Source organism: Chryseobacterium gossypii (genome assembly GCF_041361455.1).
GTDB lineage: Bacteria > Bacteroidota > Bacteroidia > Flavobacteriales > Weeksellaceae > Chryseobacterium > Chryseobacterium gossypii.
In genome coordinates this window covers 1-25,164 of the sequence record NZ_JBGCUR010000039.1, presented here as the reverse complement: position 1 = coordinate 25,164, position 25,164 = coordinate 1, and the positions used below count along the sequence as shown (strand labels likewise).

The 25,164-nt window shown below is 40.0% G+C and carries 25 protein-coding genes; 13 read left to right on the top strand and 12 right to left on the bottom strand.

Annotation, left to right across the window (positions count from 1 at the left end):
* The 7 genes from ccoO to ABMQ40_RS15560 all read left to right on the top strand — a co-directional run.
* Positions 1 to 971, top strand: a 971-nt coding sequence (gene ccoO, locus ABMQ40_RS15590; protein ID WP_370901242.1) for a cytochrome-c oxidase, cbb3-type subunit II, incomplete at its 5' end; no start/stop codon positions are given.
* A 16-nt stretch (positions 972 to 987) separates the two neighbouring features.
* Positions 988 to 1,185, top strand: a complete 198-nt coding sequence (locus ABMQ40_RS15585; RefSeq protein WP_370901240.1) for a cbb3-type cytochrome oxidase subunit 3 — start codon at positions 988 to 990, stop codon at positions 1,183 to 1,185.
* 12 nt (positions 1,186 to 1,197) lie between these two features.
* Positions 1,198 to 2,079, top strand: coding sequence for a cbb3-type cytochrome c oxidase N-terminal domain-containing protein (locus ABMQ40_RS15580; protein ID WP_370901238.1), 882 nt, complete (start codon positions 1,198 to 1,200; stop codon positions 2,077 to 2,079).
* A 93-nt stretch (positions 2,080 to 2,172) separates the two neighbouring features.
* The gene (gene ccoG / locus ABMQ40_RS15575; protein ID WP_370901236.1) at positions 2,173 to 3,627 is read left to right on the top strand and encodes a cytochrome c oxidase accessory protein CcoG; all 1,455 of its coding nucleotides are present in this window, start codon (positions 2,173 to 2,175) and stop codon (positions 3,625 to 3,627) included.
* 9 nt (positions 3,628 to 3,636) lie between these two features.
* Entirely contained in the window at positions 3,637 to 4,089 is a 453-nt protein-coding gene (locus ABMQ40_RS15570) for a FixH family protein (protein ID WP_370901234.1), read from the top strand.
* Positions 4,080 to 4,847, top strand: a complete 768-nt coding sequence (locus tag ABMQ40_RS15565; RefSeq protein ID WP_370901232.1) for a sulfite exporter TauE/SafE family protein — start codon at positions 4,080 to 4,082, stop codon at positions 4,845 to 4,847. The genes ABMQ40_RS15570 and ABMQ40_RS15565 overlap by 10 nt, the downstream gene beginning before the upstream one ends.
* A 17-nt stretch (positions 4,848 to 4,864) precedes the next feature.
* Entirely contained in the window at positions 4,865 to 5,632 is a 768-nt protein-coding gene (locus ABMQ40_RS15560; protein WP_370901230.1) for a hypothetical protein, read from the top strand.
* A gap of 3 nt (positions 5,633 to 5,635) precedes the next feature.
* Here ABMQ40_RS15560 and ABMQ40_RS15555 read toward each other — a convergent pair whose 3' ends face one another.
* Complete coding sequence (locus ABMQ40_RS15555; RefSeq protein WP_370901228.1) at positions 5,636 to 6,100, bottom strand: Lrp/AsnC family transcriptional regulator; 465 nt, start codon at positions 6,098 to 6,100, stop codon at positions 5,636 to 5,638.
* Positions 6,101 to 6,249: 149 nt separating this feature from the next.
* Here ABMQ40_RS15555 and ABMQ40_RS15550 point away from each other — a divergent pair, with 149 nt between their 5' ends.
* Positions 6,250 to 7,320 carry a PLP-dependent cysteine synthase family protein gene (locus ABMQ40_RS15550; RefSeq protein WP_370901226.1) on the top strand — a complete coding sequence of 357 codons (1,071 nt, stop codon included), beginning with the start codon at positions 6,250 to 6,252 and terminating at the stop codon, positions 7,318 to 7,320.
* A 72-nt stretch (positions 7,321 to 7,392) separates the two neighbouring features.
* Here the strand turns inward: ABMQ40_RS15550 and serS are convergent, their stop codons facing one another.
* The 10 genes from serS to ABMQ40_RS15500 form a co-directional block, all read right to left on the bottom strand.
* Entirely contained in the window at positions 7,393 to 8,661 is a 1,269-nt protein-coding gene (serS, locus tag ABMQ40_RS15545; RefSeq protein ID WP_370901224.1) for a serine--tRNA ligase, read from the bottom strand.
* Between the two features lie 63 nt (positions 8,662 to 8,724).
* Positions 8,725 to 9,237, bottom strand: coding sequence for a hypothetical protein (locus ABMQ40_RS15540; protein ID WP_370901223.1), 513 nt, complete (start codon positions 9,235 to 9,237; stop codon positions 8,725 to 8,727).
* Positions 9,238 to 9,261: 24 nt separating this feature from the next.
* Positions 9,262 to 10,515 carry an MATE family efflux transporter gene (locus ABMQ40_RS15535; protein WP_370901221.1) on the bottom strand — a complete coding sequence of 418 codons (1,254 nt, stop codon included), beginning with the start codon at positions 10,513 to 10,515 and terminating at the stop codon, positions 9,262 to 9,264.
* Position 10,516: 1 nt separating this feature from the next.
* Positions 10,517 to 11,644, bottom strand: a complete 1,128-nt coding sequence (locus tag ABMQ40_RS15530; protein ID WP_370901219.1) for a glycosyltransferase — start codon at positions 11,642 to 11,644, stop codon at positions 10,517 to 10,519.
* A 111-nt stretch (positions 11,645 to 11,755) separates the two neighbouring features.
* Positions 11,756 to 12,244, bottom strand: a complete 489-nt coding sequence (locus ABMQ40_RS15525) for a hypothetical protein (protein ID WP_370901217.1) — start codon at positions 12,242 to 12,244, stop codon at positions 11,756 to 11,758.
* Positions 12,245 to 12,348: 104 nt separating this feature from the next.
* On the bottom strand, positions 12,349 to 13,128 hold the full coding sequence (locus ABMQ40_RS15520; RefSeq protein WP_370901215.1) for a (Fe-S)-binding protein: 780 nt from the start codon (positions 13,126 to 13,128) through the stop codon (positions 12,349 to 12,351).
* Positions 13,118 to 13,741 carry a hypothetical protein gene (locus ABMQ40_RS15515; protein ID WP_370901213.1) on the bottom strand — a complete coding sequence of 208 codons (624 nt, stop codon included), beginning with the start codon at positions 13,739 to 13,741 and terminating at the stop codon, positions 13,118 to 13,120. Before ABMQ40_RS15515 ends, ABMQ40_RS15520 begins: the two co-directional genes overlap by 11 nt.
* A gap of 10 nt (positions 13,742 to 13,751) precedes the next feature.
* Complete coding sequence (locus ABMQ40_RS15510) at positions 13,752 to 15,077, bottom strand: 4Fe-4S dicluster domain-containing protein (protein WP_370901211.1); 1,326 nt, start codon at positions 15,075 to 15,077, stop codon at positions 13,752 to 13,754.
* Between the two features lie 10 nt (positions 15,078 to 15,087).
* Positions 15,088 to 16,038, bottom strand: coding sequence for an MlaD family protein (locus ABMQ40_RS15505; RefSeq protein ID WP_370901209.1), 951 nt, complete (start codon positions 16,036 to 16,038; stop codon positions 15,088 to 15,090).
* 131 nt (positions 16,039 to 16,169) lie between these two features.
* Positions 16,170 to 18,320, bottom strand: a complete 2,151-nt coding sequence (locus ABMQ40_RS15500) for a peptidylprolyl isomerase (RefSeq protein ID WP_370901207.1) — start codon at positions 18,318 to 18,320, stop codon at positions 16,170 to 16,172.
* A gap of 256 nt (positions 18,321 to 18,576) precedes the next feature.
* On the opposite strand from ABMQ40_RS15500, the gene lon reads away from it, so the two are divergent.
* Positions 18,577 to 20,982 carry an endopeptidase La gene (lon, locus tag ABMQ40_RS15495; RefSeq protein ID WP_370901205.1) on the top strand — a complete coding sequence of 802 codons (2,406 nt, stop codon included), beginning with the start codon at positions 18,577 to 18,579 and terminating at the stop codon, positions 20,980 to 20,982.
* 62 nt (positions 20,983 to 21,044) lie between these two features.
* Here the strand turns inward: lon and ABMQ40_RS15490 are convergent, their stop codons facing one another.
* Positions 21,045 to 21,959 (bottom strand): AraC family transcriptional regulator, encoded by a 915-nt coding sequence (locus tag ABMQ40_RS15490; RefSeq protein WP_370901203.1) that lies wholly within the window; start codon positions 21,957 to 21,959, stop codon positions 21,045 to 21,047.
* A gap of 167 nt (positions 21,960 to 22,126) precedes the next feature.
* Here ABMQ40_RS15490 and ABMQ40_RS15485 point away from each other — a divergent pair, with 167 nt between their 5' ends.
* The 4 genes from ABMQ40_RS15485 (at position 22,127) to ABMQ40_RS15470 (ending at position 25,102) form a co-directional block, all read left to right on the top strand.
* Positions 22,127 to 22,540, top strand: a complete 414-nt coding sequence (locus ABMQ40_RS15485; RefSeq protein WP_370901201.1) for a GlcG/HbpS family heme-binding protein — start codon at positions 22,127 to 22,129, stop codon at positions 22,538 to 22,540.
* Between the two features lie 39 nt (positions 22,541 to 22,579).
* Entirely contained in the window at positions 22,580 to 23,389 is an 810-nt protein-coding gene (locus ABMQ40_RS15480) for an SDR family oxidoreductase (protein WP_370901199.1), read from the top strand.
* Between the two features lie 65 nt (positions 23,390 to 23,454).
* Positions 23,455 to 23,928: a nuclear transport factor 2 family protein gene (locus tag ABMQ40_RS15475; RefSeq protein WP_370901197.1), complete on the top strand. Its 474-nt coding sequence runs from the start codon at positions 23,455 to 23,457 to the stop codon at positions 23,926 to 23,928.
* A 61-nt stretch (positions 23,929 to 23,989) separates the two neighbouring features.
* Positions 23,990 to 25,102 (top strand): AI-2E family transporter, encoded by a 1,113-nt coding sequence (locus ABMQ40_RS15470; RefSeq protein WP_370901195.1) that lies wholly within the window; start codon positions 23,990 to 23,992, stop codon positions 25,100 to 25,102.
* Positions 25,103 to 25,164 lie beyond the last annotated feature (62 nt).

The window sequence follows — 25,164 nt, the reverse complement described above, 5'->3', positions numbered from 1 at the left end:
TGATGTGGAAGCAGTTCAACCCGGACGGTACACTGGTTTGGAAAAACTGGCTGGACACGGTAACGGCAATCGTTCCTTATTATAAAATGAGATTCTTTGGCGGATTCCTGTATCTTTCCGGAGCCATTCTTATGGTGATCAACCTTGTGGCTACAGTAAGAAAAGGATCATTCCAGAAAGAGGTTCCTGCAGAGGCTCCTGCATTGGCCAATATCAGCAATAAGCGTAAAGAGGGTGAAGGAACGCACCTTTGGCTGGAAAGAATGCCACTTTTACTGGGTATCTTATCTTTCTTAACGATATCCATAGGAAGTATGGTAGAGATCATTCCTACCCTGTCTCTTAAGAAAAGTGTACCTACCATTGCAGCGGTAAAACCATATTCTCCACTTGAACTGGAGGGAAGAGATATCTATATCCGGGAAGGCTGTAATGCCTGCCACTCACAGATGGTAAGACCATTCAGAGATGAGGTGGTAAGGTTTAACGGTAAAAACGGACAGTACTCTAAAGCAGGGGAATTTGTATATGACCGACCTTTCTTATGGGGTTCAAAGAGAACAGGTCCGGATTTACAGAGAGAAGGTGGTAAAAACCCTAGTTCTTGGCACTATAAGCATATGTATAACCCGAGATCTACTTCAGCAGGTTCTATTATGCCGCGTTACCCTTGGCTGATCGCCAATAATTTAGACAGATCTAAAATGGTTGACAAAATGATATTGATGAAGAGCGCGTTTGATGTGCCATATACTAAAGCTGAGATCGATTCGGCCAACCAATGGGCAGATAACCAGGCTTCCAAAATCGTAAAAGATATCTTCTCTGAAGCCAATGACCTGAAAGAAGCCTATGCCAAGAGGCCTAAAGGCGAACTGGAGAAAAAAGAGATCGTAGCTCTTATTTCTTTCCTACAGAGATTGGGTACCGATATCAAAACAACAGAAATAAAAACAGCAAGTAATAACTAAACATTAAAAGGTTCAAATGATTCCGCAGAACTTCAAAGATATATTATCCAATACAGAAAATGCTGGCTTTTACCAGACATTGGCTCTGATTTTCTTTATGCTGTTCTTCGTGGCTCTGGTAATATATGTATTTAGCAAGCCTAAAAAGTATTACAAAGAAGAAGAAGAAGCTCCTCTGCAGGATGATGAAGACGAATTTAATTCAAAAAATTAAGCAACAACTATTATGAAACAAAGAACACCGGTTTTTGTAAACATCCTAATAATAATTGGACTTTTAATAGTTTTTTATTATCTGTTTGTACAAAGCTATTCGTTTTTAGCTTCGCCATATTTCTGGGGAACTGTTGTGATAAGTGCTATTTTAGCTTATATCCACAGCGCGATCGGGGATCTTATTGAGAATAACAAATTCAAGAAATTATCACCTGAAGAAAAAGCCGCCTATTTAGCGGAGAAAAAAGTTCCTTATTTCAAGAGATTATATAATGCAGCATTCAAAAAGCAATCTGCTGATGAGGAAAAGGATATCCTTATCGACCATGGTTTCGATGGAATCATGGAGCTGGATAACCAGCTGCCGAAATGGTGGGTAGGATTATTCTATTTTGGGACTGCTTTTTGTATTGTATACGTTGCAGCTTATTCTTTTACCGATTTTGCTCATCCTATCAATGAATATGAAACAGAATACAAAGAGCAGATCGCCAGTATTGAAGAATATCAGAAGACCCAGCCTCCTGTGACGATTGAAACAGCAAAATATTCTGCTGACAATATCCCGGAAGGTAAGGAATTATTTAAAACAAACTGTGCCTCTTGCCACGGGGAAGACGGTAGAGGGGGTATCGGTCCGAATTTAACGGATAACTACTGGATCAACATGCCAGAAAAAACCCTATTCAAAAACGTTTTCCATATGGACTGGAACGGTTCTCCTAACAATCCGTCGATGAGACCTTTCGGTAAAAACGGAGAAGTTTCCGGAGCAGAGATTGAAAAGATTGCAGCCTATGTATATCACATCAATCAGGAGCTGCCTCCGATAACCCCAGCTCAAGGTGGAGCCGCTCCTCAGGGAACAGAAGCACATTGGGAAAAAGAATAATTAAAAATTAAAAACATATGGAAAAAAACATAATTTGTTATTAGAAAAAAATAGTAGCGAATTATGTTTTTCTTTTTTTAAATATACAACAAGATGTCAGACATAGAAGAAATAGAAGTACGTGGTGGACAGGGACAGGTTCTGGACCCTGAGACTTACAGGGATTCTATAGGGACAATGGAGCAATCCGGAAAAAGAAAATGGGTATTTCCGAGGAAACCAAAAGGGAGATACACCAACTATAGAAATGTTGTAAGCTATATATTATTAGTTATTTATTTTGCGGTACCATTTATAAAAATCAATGGTAATCCGCTGATCTTATTCAATGTTATTGATAGAGAATTTTTCATTTTCGGGCAGCCGTTCTACCCGCAGGATTTTTTCATTCTTACACTGGGCGCCATTGCCTCTTTAATATTCATTATTGTATTTACGATTGCTTTCGGTAGAATTTTCTGCGGATGGATATGTCCTCAGACAATTTTCCTTGAAATGATTTTCCGTAAGATAGAATATGCTATTGAAGGAGACAGGAATAAGCAAATGAAGCTCGACAGACAGGAGTGGAACAGCGAGAAGATATGGAAAAGAGGTCTGAAATGGTCTATATATATCATTATTTCATTGATCATTACCCACTTTATGTTTATGTATATCGTGGGCTACGAGGAAGTATTGAAAATAGTTTCGGAAGGGCCGTTTGCCCATCCTACCAACTTTATGGTCATGATTCTCTTCACTGCGGCATTTTATTTTGTTTTTGCCTGGTTCAGAGAGCAGGTCTGTACTCTGGTCTGCCCATACGGAAGATTACAAGGAGTGCTCATTGATAAAGACACCATCAATGTATTTTATGATTTTAAAAGAGGAGAAAACAGAGCAAAATGGAGGAAAGGTGAAGACAGAAAGGCTGCCGGAAAGGGAGACTGTATTGATTGCCATCAATGTGTGGTGGTTTGTCCTACGGGGATTGATATCAGAGACGGACAGCAGCTGGAATGTGTAAACTGTACTGCCTGTATCGATGCCTGTGATGAAGTAATGGAAAAAGTGGGGCTCCCGAAAGGACTGATCAGGTACGCTTCCGAGAACGAGATCGAAAAACAGATTCCGTTCAGGTTTACCGGAAGAATGAAAGGTTTTGCCTTAATTCTGGTCCTGCTGGTAGGCTTCCTTGGCTATCTTCTTTACAACCGCGGGGAAATGGAAGCTAAATTCATTAAACCTGCCGGAAGTACTTTTTTTGTAAGGGACGGTAAAATCACCAATACCTACAACTATACTTTCCTGAACAAGACCAATGAGAAAAAGATCGTAACGATAAAGGTGATTGAACCCGTTCACGGAGAAATTATTTATAGTGGCTCAAGCAAGATCCCGGTAGAAAGGGATAAAATAACAAAGGGAACGATCAATATCAGTTTCCCGGAGGATGAAATGAAGCTGTCCAAACAGAATATTACCATTGGTGTATATGATATGAAAGGCAAACTGATAGATTCTTATCAAACCTACTTTGAAGGACCATTTAAATTACAATTTTAAATTCTAAAGATGAAAAATTTTAGTTGGGGACACGGTATTGTAATCGCACTTGCGGCATTCATAATATTTATTTTGTCTATGCTTTTTCTCTTCCCGAACGGACAGAAAAACTCCGAAATGGTAACGGATAATTATTATGAAGAAGAATTACAGTACCAGGATGTAATAGATGCTAAAAAAAGGGCTGATACGCTGCAGGAAAAGCCTGTTTACAGTCAGAATAAGGAAGGGATTAAAATAACCTTTCCTCAGAGCCATGACAATTCGAATACTACGGTAAAGTTTGTTTTAAACAGAACCGACGATCAGAATTTGGATATAAAAAAATCTGTGCAGCTTGATGCCAACAAATCCTTTTTGATACCCTCCCAGGTATTGAAGGTGGGGAATTATACATTAAGGCTGATGTGGACTAAGGATAAAACAGACTATCGGATGGATTTTGATGTGATATGGAAATAGCATTTATTGTATCAGCAATTGGACTGGGTTTTGCTTCCGGCTTTCACTGCATCGGAATGTGCGGCCCTATTGCCCTGTCAATGGGACTGACCAAAAAGCAGGCAGCCAATTTCTATCTTCAGAATCTCACCTATCAGCTGGGCAGGATTTTCACTTATTCATTTCTGGGCGCCATCCTCGGCATTATTGGTGAAGGCTTTGAAATGGCAGGTTTCCAGCGGTATTTAACGATCGGTGTTGGAATTTTACTGATCATAATGGCCGTATTTTCTTTTGGCGGAAAAGATTTCGCTTCAAGAATACCTTTCTTTTCAAAATTCCTGTTTTCCGTAAAATCAAATCTCGGACGGCTGCTTCAGAAAGCGGATTACAGGTCAAGATTTGCAACAGGCATCCTTAATGGCTTTCTTCCATGCGGCATGGTATACATGGCTCTGACAGCGAGCCTTGCAAGCGGTGGGATATGGCAGGGAGCTTTGTATATGGCTTTATTCGGGCTGGGAACACTTCCGTTTATGTTTGCCGTTGTGCTTGCCGGAAACCTGATGAACCAGGCCTTCAGGGTAAAAGTGCTTAAAGCCGTTCCTGTGATCATGATCGTGCTGGGAGGGCTATTTATCATCAGAGGACTGGAGCTGGGTATTCCCTATATCTCTCCAAGAGCAGAAGCAATGACCATATCCAGGGATAATAACGGGGATTGCCATTTACCCGGCGATCATAGTACTCATCTGCACTCTAATACAAATTGCCATTAATAATTATTACCATGATCATGAAAAAAGCAGTCTTTTCTTTTGTTATTGCCTTTCTTGGTATTCTTACATTACAGTCGTGCAATATCAATTCTGAGATTGTATATCATAAAGATTTATCCTCCACAACGGTAATGGACATTGATGTGAGAGAATTCATGAAAGAAATGAAAGCCATGACCCCGGATTCTTTAAAGGACCAAAAAGAATTCGGAGAGATGGATAAGTTTCCGACAACTTGGACGAGCCTGTATGATATGGATAAAAAGGAAGGAAAACTGAAGGCTACCGATCCGGATTCTGTCAGGATCATGAAAAAGATCTTTATGAAATCTAATAAAGAGGGAAATGAAGTTGCCGGTTTTTCTTTAAAGATGGACCATTTCAACACCCAGGATTATATGGCCCTGAACAATCTTAATCAGGAGGAAAAACTTCCTATCGACCAGAATGTATTCAACAACTGGGACGGAAAAACCCTGATCATTAATACGGAAAATTTCAATCTTAAGAGCCTTCAGGCAGCCCTGGCGTCCAAAAACCCGGAAATGGAAACCGATGACGGCTCAATGGGGAAAATAGAAGGCATGATGTTGATGTTTTTTAAAAATATCGGAACCACTTTAAGATTTGAAAATAAAATAAAATCTGTTACAGGAAAGCATGACTGGTTTAAACAGATCGACGATCATTCCGTGCGAATACAATACGATCTTGAGGCGCTGTTTGATAAAGATAGTGCCAGGCTTAAAGATGCGGACAAGGAAATCGTGATCGTAACAGAATAAAAGCTAGCACTCAAGGGGATAGGCCGTTGTACTTTTAACCTCCGATAAGGCAAAATAAGTATGCACAGTGTTGACATGCGGAAGCAGGGATAATGTATGACGCAGAAAGGTATTGTATGTGTCCATATCTTTAGTGATTATCCGTAACATAAAATCGTACGAGCCCGCGATCTGATAACACTCCATCACTTCAGGAAGCTTCACCACCTCTTTCTCAAACTCCTGTAGTACCTCAAAAGTATGAGCTTTTAAAAAAACCTGAGAAAAGGAAATAAGCCCCAGCCCTATTTTATTTCTGTCAAGCAGCACCACGGTCTTCTTGATGTAGCCGTTGGTTTTAAGCTTCTTTACACGTTCGTGTATGGCCGCAATTGATAAATGCAGCTTTAGAGACAGTTCTTTGTTATTTAATGTTGCATCTTCCTGCAACAGCTTTAATAATTTGATATCGATCTGGTCCGGTTTCATCTTGATTTTTTTTGGTTGCTATACTAATTTATCAAAAAAAGCTGGAATATTTTTTGTTTTAAAAATATTTTCCAGATTGTTTATTGATTTATTGCGACCCCATTGAATAAAAAATGGGATAAACCTAATTTTACATCAAAAAAACATTTATGTTAAAAGAAAAAATTGAAATCGGTGCATGTTTGTCACCTGAATTAGACAACAGATTTAAACACCTGTGGTCTGTAGTCGGCAATACCCCGATGTTGGAATTACATTACAATTATAAAGGGAAGCCGGGAAAAATTTATGTAAAATGCGAAAATTATAATCTTACCGGCAGCATCAAAGACCGGATGGCTTTATATATTCTTTACAAAGCTTACCTGAATTGCCAGATCCACCCGGACGATACCATTATTGAAGCCACGAGCGGAAATACCGGAATTGCCTTCTCCGCCATTGGCAGGGCATTGGGACACCGGGTAAAGATCATCATGCCTAATTGGCTGAGTAAAGAGCGTATTGACATTATAAAAAGCATGGGAGCAGATATAGAGCTTATCTCAAAGGAACAGGGAGGCTTCTTAGGCAGCATCAGGCTAAGTGAAGAGCTGGCTGCCAAAGGTGGAGTATTCCTGCCTCGCCAATTTGAAAACAAATACAATGCAGAAGCCCATGAATTGACAACGGGAAGGGAAATAGTCCTTCAGCTGGCTTCAAAGGGATTGAAGGCTGATGCCTTTGTTGCCGGGGTGGGCACAGGAGGAACGGTTATGGGAACAGGCAAGCAACTGAAAAAACATAACCCGGAAATTAAGATTCACCCTTTGGAACCAATGGAAAGCCCAACTTTAACAACCGGATATAAAGTTGGTTCTCATCGTATACAGGGGATTTCCGATGAATTTATCCCCGCCATCGTTCAATTGGACGGACTGGATAAAGTTATTTGTGCAGCAGACGGAGATTCCATCATTGTAGCCCAAAAGCTGGCTCAACAGCTGGGCCTGGCTATGGGCATATCCTCCGGGGCCAATGTAATCGGCGCTATAAAACTGAAAGAAGAGTTGGGAGATGAGGCAGTGGTAGTGACCTTATTTCCCGACGATAATAAGAAATACCTGAGTACGGATCTGGTAAGAGAAGAACCTATGAAAGATGATTATATCTCCAAGGATTTAAATTTTATAAAGTTTTCACCAATCCCCAGACTTGAAAAATCATTACTTGGCGTTTAAGATTGTAATAATCAGAATCTTTATTATAGAAATCCCCTTCCGAACTGGAAGGGGACTTTTTTATGTAATATTTTAATTGATCATATCGAATCTCGCATATTCAGCTATTTTTTTAGGCAGCCTGATCCCTTCTGTCGTCTGATTGTTCTCAAGCAGAGCCGCCATGATTCTTGGCAAGGCCATAGCAGAACCATTGAGGGTATGAACCAGCTGGGACTTCCCGTCTGCCTTATACCTGCATTTCAAGCGGTTAGCCTGGAAGGTTTCAAAGTTGGAAACGGAGCTTACTTCAAGCCATTTTTCCTGAGCCGCGCTCCAAACTTCAAAATCATAGGTCATCGCAGAAGCAAAGCCTGTATCTCCGCCGCAAAGCCTTAATACCCTGTAAGGGAGTTCAAGATCCCCCAGGATCTCTTTAATGTGTTCTACCATTTCTTCCAAAACGGCATAGGAATTCTCCGGCTTTTCAATTCTTACGATTTCCACCTTCTCAAACTGATGAAGACGATTCAGGCCTCTTACATGCGCTCCATAGCTTCCCGCTTCTCTTCGGTAGCACTGAGAGAATGCCGTATTTTTTACCGGCAGGTCTTTTTCCTCGAATAGCACATCCCGGTAGAGGTTCGTTACAGGAACCTCTGCCGTCGGGATCAGATAAAGGTCATCCAACCCGATATGGTACATCTGTCCCTCCTTATCCGGCAACTGCCCCGTTCCGTAGCCTGAAGCTTCATTCACCACATGAGGGGGATTAACTTCAATATAGCCTTTTTCAATATTCTTATCCAGAAAATACTGGACAAGGGCTCTTTGCAGTCTTGCTCCTTTACCCAGATAAACGGGGAAACCGGCACCGGCAATCTTTACTCCCAGTTCAAAATCGATAAGGTTGTATTTTTTAGCCAGCTCCCAATGCGGGATCGCTCCTTCACCAAGCCCTTCCACATCATGAGACTGATACACTATCTCATTATCGTCTGCTGACGCTCCGCTTTTTACCCGTTCATTCGGAATGTTCGGGATCTGATATAAAATATCAAGTAAAGTCTTTTCTTTGCTGTCCAGCTGGGATTGTAATTCTTTACTCGACTCTTTGTATTGTGCTGTTTTAGATTTTGCAGATTCCGCCTCTTCTTTTTTTCCTTCTTTCATCAAAATCCCGATCTCTTTTGAGATTTTATTGATCTCAGAAAGTTGGGAATCCAATTCAAACTGAATTTTTTTTCTTTCATCGTCGGCAGCAATAGCTGCATCCACCAATTCAAGATTTTTGAACTGTCTTTTCTTAAGACCTTCTAAAACGCGTTCCTTATTGTCGCGTAAAAAATTAACCTGTAACATTTTTTTTAGATGTTAAATATTAGAAATTAGCATTATGGCTAATTAAGTTTTGCAAATTTAAAATTATTTTATAATAGTAACGGTATTTGATGCTCCGGGTTCTTTTGTAAACCTCAAGGTATCATTGTAGTAAACCTTCGAGACCTCAAATACAGAGGGTGTCCAGCGGTATTGAATCTCTAATCTGTCTTCAATGGTATCCGTCACCACATTGTTCACCGTTTTCCTCAATGATAAGGTAATAACTGAATGGTATATTTTATTGTTCGGATCCAGGGTGTCCAATCCTACCCTCCTGGCTCCTGCGATATATTTTATATAAAACAAGGAATCAGGGGTCATCTTGAGGGAGCTGTTTACCGGGATATTATCCGTTTCTCCAAGCTCATCATTCATCGTGTAGCCTGAGAAATAATACAAGGTTGGATCCTTATCTTTTTTCAGCAGATCCCGCCCTGTGCCGGTCTTCATATAAAGATTGAATATCTGGTCTATTTTCTGGATAGAGTCATCATCACTCCTACAGCTCAGAAGCGCAAAAAATACCACCAGGATCCCAAAAACAATGTTTCTCATCTCAACAAAGATAAAGCTTAAGTTTTATTTCTTCAACAATTTCTTCAGTAATAAATCAATTTCCGCCCTCGAAAGAATAAAATCATGGAAGCTGAATGCTGTGATCCGGTAAAATCTCCAGAAAAGCAAAGCCGATGAAAGGCAATAGGAAACGGACGTCACGATGCAGGCTCCGGATATCCCCCAACGCGGCACTATATAAAAAGAAGAGACAATAGTAAATATAAGCCCAATAACAGATTTAACGTTGAGGATTCTCAATTTATTGATCCCTGCAAAATAATAGCCGATAATATTGCTTACCGCAATAGCCAGTATCCCCGGTGACAATAATAAGGTGATTTGTTTGGTCTGATAGAAATCTTTTCCGAAAACCAGCACATAAAGCTGTGCGGGCATTAGCAAGATCACCGTAATGAATAATACCGTGATTAAAAAACTTATCTTCATAGAAATCTTTGTTTTCTCGATGGCTGTCGCAGGATTACTGCTGTTGACTACTTCTGCATAAAGAATCACGGAAAGGCTTCTGCTGACCGTCCAGATAGCTTCAGAAAAGGCTATCCCGACGGAAAAAATCCCTACGCTTACAATACCCTTGAAATATTCTAAAAAATAATAGGATAACCTGCTGTTTAAAAATTGAAGAAATGCGCTCAATTGTGTTTTCCAGCCATAATCGAATAAGGCGTTCCGGATGGATACGGAAAATAAGATATTCCTTGTATCACAATGCCGCAATACCTGGAAAGAACTGATTATAAACAGTATCACATAGCAGCTGGCCTGGGCAAGAAAATAAACCGATACCGACCTCATATTCACAGCATATATCAATATCAGGATCAATACAATATGAACCACCTGCTGCAGCAATGTGTAGAGATTGAACATCCGGATATTCTGTTGCCCTACAAACAGGTTTATATTGGCTGCAAGAAGAGAGGAGGAAACGGATAAACCGATCAGATAACCCAGATATTCGACGGTATGGGTAAACGCAAAGACAACAGGCATAACAATCCCCACCAATACGGACCAGGAATAGGCGTAAAGCAAGATCTGCTCTGTTTTATATTTTGAGGCGAAATAAGTAACACTGCTGCCTACAAAAATATTTGTAAAAAAGCTGATAAACGATAAGTCTGCAATAACCAGGGAAATGATCCCTTTTCCTTCACTCCCCCACATATTGGTTGAGTATATGACAAGACCAAAGCTTAATCCTAAAATTAAAAACCGGGAAGCAAAAGTCTTAAGAATAGTTTTTTTCTTCATCTTATCTTACCGCTTGTTTGATGAAGTCAACAAAAGAATCCCGTATGATATTCCAGTTATATTTTTCTTCAAACGCCTTTCGGCCGCCTGACGCATGCTTTTCATACAACTCAGGGTCATCCACATACCCCACAATGATATCCGCTATGGAACCGGAATCTTCGGGATCAACCAAAAAACCGAATTCCGAAACATCCACATGAAGCCGTGTGGCCTTTAGATCCGTATAAATAACCGGCTTCCCGGAAGCCGCGTAATAAAATATCTTGATGGGCAGGCAGTGATGGTTCTCATAAGTCATCTCCCTTAAATCAAAACATATATCCGCTTCCGCATAAGCCCTGGTAAAGGTTTCAAATGAGGCGGGCTTTTCAATCCGGATATTTTCCCACCGGTATTTATTCAGTAAATTATTAAAATATTTCTCATCCTTCTCGGTCCTGGAGCTTCCGATTATTAAAATGGAGATTTCCAGCTCCGGTTTATTCCTGCGTAGTCTGCCGATCGCCTCAAAAAAATTTTCAATCCCTTTTTCCTTCGAGATCTGGCCTGTATAGCATAAGGTTATCTTATCGGGGTCAAGCTTCTTAATGTTTTTAAAAATATACGCATCATCCGGGAAATAAGGTAGTATGATATTTTTTTTGAACGGAAAAAAGTAAGCCAGGGGAAATTTTTTGGTAGATTCCCCGAAAATGAAATAATCGCTTAAATATCCTGCATACAGCTGGATCATGAAAAATTTAACCGCATGAAAGAATTTCATAAAAAAGGAATAGGGACGTAGCATCCTCATGGAAGGATACCATTCCGTAATATCGTAAATAATGCTGCCTTTATCTTTTTTAAAGCTTTCTGAGGCAATTACGGCAAGAGGCTCTGAACAGATGATACAATCCGGCTGAAAAGAGCGGCAAACTTCCTGAAAGGTTTTTATTTTCAGCTCCGAGCTTTGCTGTAAAATAGGATAGGATTCTATTTCAATACCGTCAATGATACCTTTATAATCCGAACACAGGCTGCAGATCTTCACCTGCTCACCACGCTTGCTGAGCTCTTTGGCCTGATGGTGGAAGATCCTGTCATCATTATATTGATGCGCCGTAGTTAAAAAAAGTATTTTTGACATTATTTTTATATCCTTGTTACAATCTTCTAAATGATTTATCGGATTTTGCAAATATACTAAAACAAAAAAGTGGAAATACTTCCACTTTTTGTTTTATCCTTAAATAAGGAATTATTTTATGGAAGCTGCCCAGCTTTTATCAAAAGGCTGAAGGAAATGGCTAAGAAAATCGAGGTATGTGTTTTTTGAAAAATCAAACACCTCGATATCTTTCGATAATTCACCGTTTCTTATTTTTGATTTAAAATCCTGTAGCTTTAAAGTTTTTACTTCGCCATCCTCTACAAAACTTGCCTTCATTCTGTCAAACAGCCCCAGCTGATATTCCTCATCTATTTCTCTCATTACCTTTCCCAAAGCATCGATGCTACAGCCTGAGGCCATTTCTTTCTCTTCATCCACACAAACCACAATGAACTGGTTTTTTTCAATTTTGAAAGATGAGGAAAGCGGCTTCCCGTGAGCTGCCCAGGTAGCTAAAAAGTCAAATAGCTTTTCAGTAATCGTTTTCGCCTCTTTGGTCGTGAATGGCCTTGAAGCAGGATATATGATAACCCTGTAGTCATTGGTTTCTACTATATTAGATTCTTCGATTTTCATTTCCGATAAATTTAAAGTGTAAAATTAAGAATTATAATTGACTCTATTAAGCAACAAAACCCAAGAATATTTCTTGAGTTCCGAAGTTATATTTCATTATTATCTTAAAGATCTTCCGCCTCTGCAAGAAGCTCAACGATATCTTTTACGGCAACTTCCGTATTTTTATTGAAATGCTTTACTCCATCTGTCATCATGGTATTGCAGAACGGGCAGCCTGTTGCAATCACTTTGGGTTCAAAGGATAAAGCCTCCTCCGTTCTCTCAATATTGATGTCCTTATTACCTTTTTCCGGTTCTTTAAACATCTGTGCTCCTCCTGCCCCGCAGCAAAGTCCGTTAGTTCTGCAACGCTTCATTTCTACAAGCTCTGCATCCAGTTTTTCCAGCAAGATTCTTGGTGCTTCATATTCATCATTGCCTCTTCCCAGATAGCACGGATCATGGAAAGTGATTCTTTTTCCTTTAAAAGATCCGCCCTCTATTTTCAGTCTTCCTTCCTCCATTAATTTTTTCAGGAATTGCGTATGATGAACAACCTCATAATTCCCTCCCAAACCCGGATATTCATTTTTAAGTGTATTAAAGCAGTGAGGACAGGCCGTAACGATTTTCTTTACTTCATAAGCGTTAAGCACCTCAATGTTCGTTAAAGCCATCATCTGGAAAACGAACTCGTTCCCCGCACGCTTGGCAGGATCCCCCGTACAGCTTTCTTCCTGGCCTAAAACAGCGAACTCAACACCTATTTTATTTAGTATCTTGCAAAATGCTTTCGTAATTTTTTTGGCACGGTCGTCAAAGCTTCCGGCACAGCCCACCCAAAATAAAACTTCAGGTGATTTCCCTTCGGCAGCATATTCTGCCATTGTTTTAATTTGCATTTTCTTTTTGTTTAATTAAAAAATCACCATAATATTCCTTGGCCGCCTTCATGATTTCCACCGGCACAATTGACGCAAACAGAGCATTGTTATTATCATAGTTGATATACTTCCACAGATTATGCGTTGTCTTGTCTTTCACAGCGATAATCATACTCTCTTTACTTATTTCCACGGTACTGTCATCAATAAATTTTGATTTCATTCCCTGTACTTCCATCATATTTGTCATCATCTTCTTTTTTTCATCATCAAACTTTTCTTTCAGAAAAGACATCCTCATCTTAAATGGGTACATTACAAATGCATATTTCCCGTTTTCTTTGGTATTAAAAATATCAGACACCTTAAAGGCATCCGCACTGACATCAGCTACTTCCATCTTGTAATCCCCATTACCTTCAAGCACTGATTTAAAGATATTGATCAACGTCTGTTTATCCGCTTTTTCAAAAATTGCAGGATGAGCGAGCTCCATAATTCCTTCATAGTCTTTATTCTTCATCAAAGCCACAAATGAGCTTGCATCTTCATGGATCTTTTTCTGATCAGCAGATTGAGCCGTCAGGAAAAGTGAACAGATCAGCAGAAGAACAAAAATTATTCTTTTCATTTCTGATTATTTAATCATTCGCCCAGTTCAGACGGTCTGCCTGGTTATACTGCCACGGTGCGGCATTGTTCTCCACATTGGTCATCATCAGGTTGAGTTCCTGAGGAGCAGCAGACTGTTCCATTACCAGGAATCTTCTCATATCAAAGATAATGGAAAGCGGATCCAGCAATACAGGACATGCTTCTGTACAGGCGTTGCATGTGGTGCATGCCCAAAGCTCTTCTTTAGTGATATAATCATTCAAGAGCTTTTTGCCGTCATCAACAAATTTTCCGTTCTTATCAATATTTCGGCCCACTTCTTCCAGCCTGTCTCTCGTTTTCATCAAAATCAGTCGTGGAGAAAGCTTTTTACCGGTAATGTTCGCGGGGCATACTGAGGTACATCTTCCGCATTCAGTACAGGAGTAGGCATTCAGTAGCTGAACCTGGTTCAGATCAAACACATCTTCCGCGCCAAACTTTGATGGTGTTTCCGCTTCCCCTTCTGCCGGTGCGGCATACAGGTTAGCATTAGGATCCATCATCAGCTTAATTTCTTTAGTCACAGATTCAAGGTTATTGAATTTGCCTTTCTTCTCAAGATTAGCATACCATGTGCTCGGAAAAGCCAGGATAATATGTAAATGTTTTGAATAATAAAGATAATTCATAAAGAACAGGATCCCTACAAAGTGGAACCACCATGCTCCTCTTTCCGCGAAAAACAGAAAACCATCACCAAAATTACTGAAAATAGGCGCCAGGATCGTAGCGCTGATCGGGAAACTTCCATGTTCGGCAAGAAGGCCTCTCTGCTGTAAAACCCAGTCTGATGTATTCATGGTAAAGAAGGCCACCATCAGGGCAAACTCAATGATAAGGATCCAGTTGGCATCTTGCTTTGGCCATCCGAAAAGCTCTTTCATGGTCAGCCTTTTTACCCCATAAAAATTTCTACGGATAAAGAATATCACTACACCGATCACTACTAAAAGTGCCAGGATCTCCAGCGTTGCCGTAAAGGCGTTGTAAAAGCCATGCCCCAGAACAGATGCAAGAAATCTATGGGTTCCGAACAGACCATCAACAATAATCTCGATAAGTTCTATATTAATGATGATGAAACCGACATAAACAAAAATATGTAAAATACCGGCGATCGGGCGTTTTACCATTTTGCTCTGCCCGAGTGCTACCCTGGACATTACTGCCCATCGTTCATCCTTTCTGTCGCTACGGTTGATCTCTCTTCCTAATCTGATATTTCTATAAATCTTCTGCAAGCTTTTTGCAAACAGCCCGAAACCCGCAACTAATAAGATCAGAAAAATAATATTATCGATATATTGCATGGCAGGTATATTAATCTTTATTGTTTTTTCCGAAAACCGAGAAGTTGATATATCTTTTCGGATTGGCCTTCATATCTTCAATCAGTGAATTCAGGTTAGTAGACGCGGCATTCAGGTTATTATAAAGCTGCTCATCTTTCATCAGCTTACCTAAACTCCCCTGCCCATTATCTACTCCTGCAATCACCTGATTAAGCTTACCAACGGTTGCATCAAGGCTGGCAATAGTGGCATTGAGTTTCTGGGTGTCTATGCTTTCGGCAAGGTTGCCATATTTATCCAGGGTAACCTTTCCGCTTTGCATTGTAAGGCTTGCGTCATCCAGTACTTTTTGAAGCTTAGGGTCATTGTGCCCTACCAGGTTATTTACGCTTCCGGCAGTAGTTTGCAACGCTGCAACAGTCTTATTAAGATTGGCCAGCAATGCCCTTATTTCCTCTCTGTTGCGTGCATCCACTATCTGGTTAGCGTTCAGCATTAAAGAGTCAACTCTGTGCAAAACACTTTGCAGCTGGTCTTTTACCGGCCCCACCTGGGAAGAAAGGCTTCCCAATGTCCCCAGTCTGAATGCACCTTTCAGGGTATCTCCATCTTTGGCAATGGCCCCACCATAAACAAGATTGATCCTCATCTCTTTCCCCGACATCAATCCCGGTTCAAAAATCTCTAATGTTGAATTTTTTGAAAACTCAAAATTGTTGTCAACGGTAATTTTTACGATGAAATCAATTTTTCCGGTCTTAGCGGTTCGCGGGATGATTTTATCCACCTGCCCTACTTTCAATCCATTGATGGATACGGGCGCAGATTGGGCTAATCCTTCCACATTGTCATATTTTGCGTAAAATATATTGTCGGTAGTAAAAAGGCTTCTGCCTTTCATGAATTGAAATAACAATACAAAGCCTACAACAGCTAAAATTGCGATTACACCAGCTTTTAATTCTTTACTGAACTTCACTTGCTAAATTTTTTCTAATGAGCAAATATAATACATTTTAAATTAATTATTTTTCTTTATTGCTCTGCGTTAAATATAAAAAAGCGGCAGTATTTTTGCCGCTTTTTATGGAATGAAAATCAATTTTTTATTTATTGTTGAGTCCCCAGCTTATTCCAGATCTCAATTCTGTAATCATCAATGTCTGCATTATCCTGTAAGCTCTTCAGCCAGGCCTGGCCAAACATTCCTGCATTTCTCTGGGATATGGACTCGGTAAATTGCTTAAGGTCACCAGGTTGTTTATTTACTGTTTCACCTTTCTTTACCAGAACGTATACTCCCGTTCCTCCTTCCACCGGCTTGGAAAGCTTTCCTTTGGCAACTCCGAATGCCGCACCTGCCACTTTAGGCTCCATTGCTCCGGCTACTGACGGATTAAGCAGATTAACCTGGGCAGATTGTTTTGTTGTACCAAACAATTTTGCGATCTGGTCCAGCCCGGAAGCTTTTGCTGCTGCAATTTTATCAGAAATCTGTTTTGCAGCCAGCTTATTTTTAACTACAAATTCGATCTGATCTCTTACAGATTCAGGATCTGCCGTTCCTTTTTCCTGGATGCCATTCAGGTATACCACAATTTTATCTCCTGTTCCCTCTACGGTAAAGAATTCCGTATCTCCTTTGGATCTTTTCTTATCAAAAGCCCATGCTAAAATTTCAGGATCTTTATCTGTTCCTAAACCTTGTAACTGCCCGTCAAATCTCTTGGCCGTTTTAGGGTTAGAAAACTGATAATTACTTTTCTTGGCTATATTCACGAAATCATTGAAAGATTTCCCTTGTACCTGCTGGATAAATCTTCTTGCTTTCTTATCAGTATCGGCTTCCGTAGCATCAGAAGGTTTGATCGCCTTCACCAGATTAGCAACTTTATACCCCATTGCTCCCGGCTTTTTATCTTCAATATTGATGATATGGTACCCAAACTGGGTTTCCACAACCCCTGTAGCTCCTTTAGGATTATTAGCCAGATAAGTTAAAAACTCAGGCACGAAAGGAGTTTCCGGAGTAGTCCATCCTAAGCTTCCACCTTGTGCTGCAGAGTTCGGGTCATTGGAAAGCTTAAGGAACTCAGTGAATTTAGAAGGGTTGGCTTTTACAACAGCTCCGATAGAGTCGGCGAGTTTCTTCGCTTCTTCTTTACTTCTTGTAACGCCCTCACCTGCAGGGCTACCTTTATATGCTATAAGAATATGTCTTGATAATGTAGAATCCGAAGTCTTCTTATCCAAAAGCTTAGATACCACATAGAAATCCTGTTCCTTGTAAGGCCCGAAAGTCTGCCCGATCGCAGCCGTAGCAATCTGCCCCTGAATCGTTTGCGGCAATTGGTTTGGCTTTAAATACTGGTTATTGAACGGCATATCAGAATTAGCCATTACAAACATGGAATCATTGGTGGTATTCTGGAAATTCTCTTTGCCTCCGCTTGCATCAGTACCTACCGAGAATAATTTAGTAATTTCCTTTTTGGCGGCTGCATCATCTGCGGCACTAGGCTTGGAAGGGAAATATACAATACCCAGGTTTCTGCTGGCTTCTGTCTTGAACATCACGGGATGCTGCTTGATATAATTAGCCAGATCTTCGGTAGTCACCTTGATATTATTTTTCTGAAGATATGAGGCATAATCCACTTTTACGAAATCGATATCCGCCAATTGATCTCTTTGTCTCATCAGTTCTTCAGCTTCTTTCTTTCCCGTGGTAATCCCGGCAGAAATGTTGGTAAACACCTGTCTTGCCATTAACCTGTATTCGATAGACTTTCTGGTTTTAAGCCATTGGTTATACCCCTCAGGGCTTGTTGCCTTTAAGTCTTCTATTTGTTTTTTAAGCTCCTGGGTTTTGAAATTACCTTTTTCATCAAAAAACTGCTTGTTTTGGGCAAACATCTGATCATACTGGATCTGATTCCAGAAATAATCATCCGTCATTTCGAAGCCCATTTTCTCAAACTGTTGTTTGATAAGCTTTGATTGCACCAATAGCTGCCAAGCCTGTTCTTCAAGGCCATTTTTGGGTTGCCCTTGCTGCTCAGCCTGTTGTTGTAGCACGAAAAGTTGATCATTAAACTCTTCACGGGTAATTTTTTCACCATTCACTTTTCCTAAAACATCAGGATTTTTACCAAAAACCTTATCAATGGTATTGGGGTTCACCAGAAACGCTAAAAGTGCCAGTGCAATTACTCCCATCAAAAGCCAAGGTCTATTCCTAATCTGTCCTAAAATTGCCATTATATAAATTATAGTTTTTTATCAGTTTGCGAAAATACACATTTTTAAGAAATTACAGAAATCTGAAACCTTTTTTTAATTTTTAAAATTTAAATTATGTGAAAAAGGAAATTTTGGCCATATTTTTTACCAAAAAACAAATGGCATAAGTATTGCGCATTCTAGATCAACATAATATGTTATACACATTTAGACATATTTGAAATATTATCCTTAACGATTTAAAAAGAAAATGACAATTTGTCATTTCAATAGTATGACAGAATTTGAAGATATTAGTTTTGAAGAAATGATAAGTGATGGATTTGATATTGTAGCTGAAGAAATCAATCTTTCTGACTTTTCGGAAACTGATAAAAACTCCGAGCAGAAAATATTCCCTATACTTCCTGTAAGAAATATGGTAATGTTCCCTAATGTGGTTATCCCTATCACGGCAGGAAGGAAAGCCTCCATACAGCTTCTGGAAGATGCACAAAAGAACGGAAACCTGATCGGGATTATAAGCCAGAAGAACTCAGATTTGGAACAGCCGACGGAAAAAGATCTGCACCAGGTGGGTACCCTAGCCAAAATCATTAAAATAATAAAGCTCCCTGAAGGCAATATTACTGCCATTACCAAAGGATTCCACAGATTTAAGATAAAAAAGATCATTGAAACACAGCCTTATTTTAAAGCTGAAATTTCCAAGCTAAAAGATACCAGGCCTAAGGATAAGGAGGAATATGAAGCATTGCTGGAAAACATTAAAGATCTGGCTCTGAAGATCATTGAGCTGGACCCGAATATTCCAAATGCCGCTAATTTTGCTATAAAAAACATCAACAGCAATGATGATTTGCTGAATTTCATCTGTACGAACGCTAATTTCCCATCTGTTGAGAAGCAGAAGCTGCTTGAGGAAAAAAGCCTGATGCAAAGGGCTAATAAATGTTATGAGATGATGCATGAAGATTTCAGAAAACTTGAGTTAAGAAATCAGATCCATCAGAAGACCTCAAAAGATCTTGACAAGCAGCAAAGAGAATATTTTTTGAATCAGCAGATCAGAACCATCCAGGAGGAATTGGGAGGCGGGCCGGAAAGCGATGTTGAAGACCTGATCAATAAGGCTAAAACAAAAAAGTGGAGCCAGGAAGTCGAAGAGCATTTCCAAAAGGAAATCAACAGGCTGCAGCGTCAGAACCCTAATTCACCGGACTATAACGTTCAGAGAAATTATCTGGATTTCTTTACGGATCTTCCCTGGGAAACTTATACCAAAGATATCTTTGATATTGCAAAGGCTGAAAAAATATTAGACAAAGCCCATTTCGGACTGGAAGACATCAAAAAAAGGATTCTTGAGCACATGGCTGTCTTGAAACTGAAAAACAACATGAAATCTCCTATCCTTTTATTGGTAGGACCTCCGGGAGTGGGTAAAACATCTTTGGGAAAATCCATTGCTGATGCCTTAGGCCGAAAATACGTAAGATTATCCCTGGGTGGCCTGCATGACGAAAGCGAGATCCGCGGGCACAGAAAAACATATATCGGAGCGATGGCTGGAAGGATACTTCAGTCTATCAAAAAATCAGGCACTTCCAATCCTGTGATTGTCTTGGATGAAATAGACAAGGTAGGCCAGGGCATCCACGGAGACCCGAGCTCTGCGCTTCTGGAAGTCCTTGATCCCGAACAGAATAAGTCCTTTTATGACAATTTCCTGGAAATGGGATATGATTTGTCTAAAGTAATGTTTATTGCAACGGCAAACTCACTTTCAACCATACAGACCCCGCTTCTGGACAGAATGGAGATTATCCAGATCGCCGGCTATACCCTGGAAGAAAAAATAGAAATCGCCAAAAGGCATCTCATCAGAAAACAGCAGGAAGAAAACGGGCTGGAATCAAAATCCTTCAAGCTTGGGAACTCAGAGCTTAAGCATATCATTGAAGCACATACTTCAGAAAGCGGTGTAAGAACCCTGGAAAAAAGGATTGCGGCCATCGCACGGTGGGTTGCTTTACAAACAGCATTAATGAAAGAATATGATCCGAAAATCTCCATCGGCAAGATTGATGAGATCCTCGGTGTTCCGAGGCCGAAAAGCTTATCGGAAATCACGGGGGTTCCCGGAGTTGTTACAGGCCTGGCCTGGACAAGTGTAGGCGGAGACATCTTATTCATTGAAAGCATCTTAAGCAACGGTAAAGGTACTTTGACCATGACAGGGAATCTGGGAACCGTAATGAAGGAATCTGCCACTATTGCTCTGGAATACATCAAAGCGAAGCATGATGAGCTTGGAATACCCCAGGAGGATCTGGACAAGAAAAATATCCATGTGCATGTCCCCGAAGGCGCTACACCAAAAGATGGCCCTTCTGCAGGGATTGCCATGCTTACTTCAATGGTTTCTTCCTTTAAAAATAAAAAGGTAAAACCTCATTTTGCCATGACCGGTGAGATCACTTTAAGAGGGAAAGTGCTTCCTGTAGGGGGCATCAAGGAAAAGCTTCTTGCAGCCACAAGAGCAGGGATTCAGGAGGTAATTCTTTGCGAGGCGAACAGAAAAGACGTTGAAGAAATAAAGAAAGATTATCTGAAAACCCTGAAGGTCCACTACGTCAACAGGATGGAAGAAGTCATTGAACTGGCTATAGAAAAATAAATTTATAACATATAATTAATTCTCAATAAAAACGCGTCTCGGATATGGGACGTGTTTATTATTTATTGAATCATGGATTTTCTAAAGCTATTCGGGGTGAATCCCGTATTTTTCTTAAAGAAAAAATTAAAATTCGGCTGGTCGGAAAACCCTACCGCATAGCTTATCTGCTCCAGGGACCATGTTGTCTGAAGCAAAAGCGCTTTGCATTCATCCAGCAGCCTTCCCTTGATATGCGTACTTACATTTTGCCCTGTCCTTTTTTTGAGAATCCTGTTCAAATAATTGGGATGCAGCTTCAAAGTGTCCGCAAACTCCTGTGCCGTTCTTAGCTTTATAGGCTTTTCATAATTGATATTTGAAACCTCCTCTTCAAGCAGCCCAAAAAACCTGTGGATATGATCATATTCATCTCCCGTACTTTCCGGAACGGGAAATTTGGACATTCTTGCACTGTCTATCATCATCAGCTGGATATAGGCCTGAATAGCCTCATCCCCCAGTTCATTGTCCTGTTCCTTATACATGCTTTCCCAAAGCCTGATAAACCCTGACAAATCATTTTCTTCAACATACATTACACTTCTCGATTTGTCTGTAAACAAAGGGAATCTTTCCATTGTGCTTTTCAGCATCGGGTATCGGATGATAAAATCCCTCTTGAACAGGAGGTAGTATCCTGCGGAATCTCCGGAAGTCTTTTGCCACGAAATAATATCATTGGGATGGATGAAGATTATCGCAGGCCTGTCAATTACATATTTATTCAGCCCTAAGGTAAAAACCCCATCCCCGCCTGTTATCATTAAGATTTTATAAAAATCTCTTCTGTTGGCAGAAAGATAGTTTCTGCAGTCTTCAATCTCACGGTTGAATATTTTAATCGGTTTGGCATCGTGAGACTCTCTGTAAATCGGCGTAAGTTCAGGGAAATTACGAAGAAGGTCTATTTCTTTGAGGTCCAGTGTTGTTTTCATAGCTGTAGGTAGTTTTAATATTTAAAATTATGAAAAATATTATACATTTTAAAAAGGTTTGATTTTCATAAAATCTGTGTTTTTTTTCCTATAAAAATCCTTCCGGATCTGATGCAACTTTGCTACAACAAAATGAAACAACAAAACAGAAATTAAAAATCAACAGTATGGAAATCAATCTTAATGAATCAAGAGAAGTTGTACAACAGGCAAAAGCAAAAGCGATACAACTTGGTGTGAACGCAAATATTGCAGTTCTGGATATTGCGGGCCATCTTAAGGCCTTTGAAAGAATGGATAACGCTTTTCTGGGATCAATAGACATTGCCATCAAAAAGGCAAAAACGGCAAGTCTTTTCAGGACCAGCAGCGAGAACGTAGGTCAGTATCTAAAACCTGAAGCCGGAGCTTATGGAATGACAGCCACCAATGACGGGTTGGTAGGGTTTGCAGGAGGGCTTCCCATTCTAAAACATGGTGAGATCGTCGGATATATCGGAGTTTCAGGTGGTGCTGTTCCGGAAGATCTGCAAATCGCCACTGCGGGAGCGGAAATCTTTAATCAGAATAAAATTCAATAATCTTAAACAATTCAATATTAACGTAAAAAACTTACTACAATGGAAACAAAAACAATTTTAATTACAGGTGCAGGCTCAGGATTCGGAAAAGGAGCTGCTATAGGTATGGCAAAAAATGGCCACAATATTATCGCCACAGTGCATGTTTCATCTCAGGTAACACCTCTTCGTGAGGAAGTAGCCGCCCTGGGATTATCAGACAAAATCAGGGTAGAGCGTCTTGATCTTACTGATCCGTATGATATAAAGCAAGCTTTGAAATGGGACTTTGATGTACTCTGGAACAATGCAGGGATGGGTGAAGCCGGACCGGTATGGGAAATTCCTGTTGATCTTGTCAGAAAAAATTATGAAGTAAATGTTTTTTTACCGCTCGTTCTTACACAAGGTGTGGTTCAGAGATGGGTAAGAGAAGGTAAAAAAGGGAAAGTGGTATTCACTTCTTCTATGGGAGGTCTGTTTACTCCTGCCAACTGGGGTACCTATGTATCTACCAAGCACGCCTTGGAGGCTTTTGCAGAAGCCTTACAACAGGAGCTCGCCGCTTATGGAATAAAAGTACAGACCATTAATCCGGGTGCTTATTATACCGGATACAATGAGACCATGGCAGACAACCCGTTCCGATGGCTGGATGACGAGGTGAACTTTACCAAAAGGGCTGATCTCCGAAAAGGGTTCGATGACTTCTTTGCCACTCCGGAAGGGAAAATGGATCCTAAGGAAATGATAGACCGTATGATTGAGATTGTACCTTCTGATGAAGGAAAATTCAGAAATGTGGTTCCAAAGGTGATTGAAGATATGCTTAAGGACCATCAGCTAAAAGCCTGGGAAAATACAATTTAACTTTATCTGAACAAGCCTGAGCAGATGTCAGGCTTGTTTTAATGTTCATCTAAAAATTTAGTCCAATGAAATCTTTAATATTAATTCTTATGATTATCTTTTCTACAACAGCGCAGGCTCAGAACTACAGCAAAGAAGAGTCTGCAAACAAGGAAATCATCTCCAAAGCATTTCAGGCATGGCATAACGGGAACGAGAACTTCTTTGATCTGCTCACTGATGATATGCATTGGGAGATCACAGGCTCCACACCCTATTCTAAGGTATATACCTCGAAGCAGGAATTTCTGGATCAGGTAATCATTCCGCTTAATAAAAAGCTGAAAGTAAAGATCAAGCCCACGGTAAGAAATATTTTTGCGGATAAGGACATGGTCATTGCATTATGGGATGGTGAAGCGACCGCCCTGGATGGTAAGCCTTACCGCTCTTCTTATTCGTGGTACATGAAAATGAAGAATGGAAAAATAACGGAAGTTGTTGCTTTTCTGGATGGAATAGAATTTGCCGACATCATGAAAAGGATTCAGGTTAATTAAAATAAAGCCCTTCCCATTCGAAGGGTTTTTCTTATTTTTATACTGCAAAGATTTTAAGCTTATGAACTTCTTCAGATTACCTTTCCTGCTAAAATTATCCCTGGTGGTGGTTTCCATTATCGGCATCGGCTATCTTCTGGCATTGGGACAAAGCATTCTGGCACCTTTCTTTCTGGCTTTTTTAATGGCAATGCTGTTTTTACCGGTTGCCACTTTTCTGGAAAGAAAATTAAGATTCCCAAGATCTTTGTCCACCATGACCTCTGTAATGATCATGCTGGTGATTCTTTCGGGGCTGGTTTATTTTTTCGGGTCACAATTATCCAGCTTCAGCAAAGATCTGCCCCATCTCCGCATGCAATTTGACATGGTATTCAGCAGCCTCCAAAAATGGGTTTCCAATACCTTCCATGTTAAAATTAATGAACAACTGGATTATATTGACCAGGGACTTAATAAGCTTCTGTCTTCATCGGGGGTCATCTTAGGGTTCACCTTCGGGATATTTTCTACCGGTATCGGCTTTATTATTTTCTTTATCCTGTTTTTTATTTTTATCCTCAACTATAGAAAAATTTTAAATAATTTCATCATTACGGTTTTTAAGGAAAAACATAAAGCCAATGTGCAGGAAGCGGTAACCGAGATCCGAATAATGACGAAAAAATATATCATCGGGCTTTGTCTCCAGATTATTATTGTTTCTGTTCTGACAACTATTGTTCTTTCTATTCTCGGAGTAAAATATGCCATTTTACTGGCAGTCCTTACAGGCCTGCTGAATGTGATTCCTTATCTGGGAATATGTATTTCCCTTTTAATTTCATGTTTCATTGCTTTTGCCACCGGTACTCCATCAACGTGCATTTATGTTATCATCGGCTATATAGCCGTACATATTATCGATGGTAATATCGTCTTACCTTTTGTAGTGGGTTCAAAGGTAAAAATCAACGCGTTGTTCTCTTTCATCGGTATTATTGTAGGTGAGCATCTTTGGGGAATAGCAGGTATGTTCCTTTGCATTCCGGCCATAGCTATTCTTAAAATAATTTTTGAAAGGGTGGATGGCTTAAAGCCCTGGGGAAAATTACTCGGGGAGGAAGAGAAGCCTCATAAAAAGAAAAAAAGTTATAAGATCTCGAAAAACATCACTTTGAAAGAAATAGATTAACAGAAATAAAGAGGCTGTCTCAAAAGGACAGTCTTTTTTCTGCTCATGTTTTTTTTAATCCA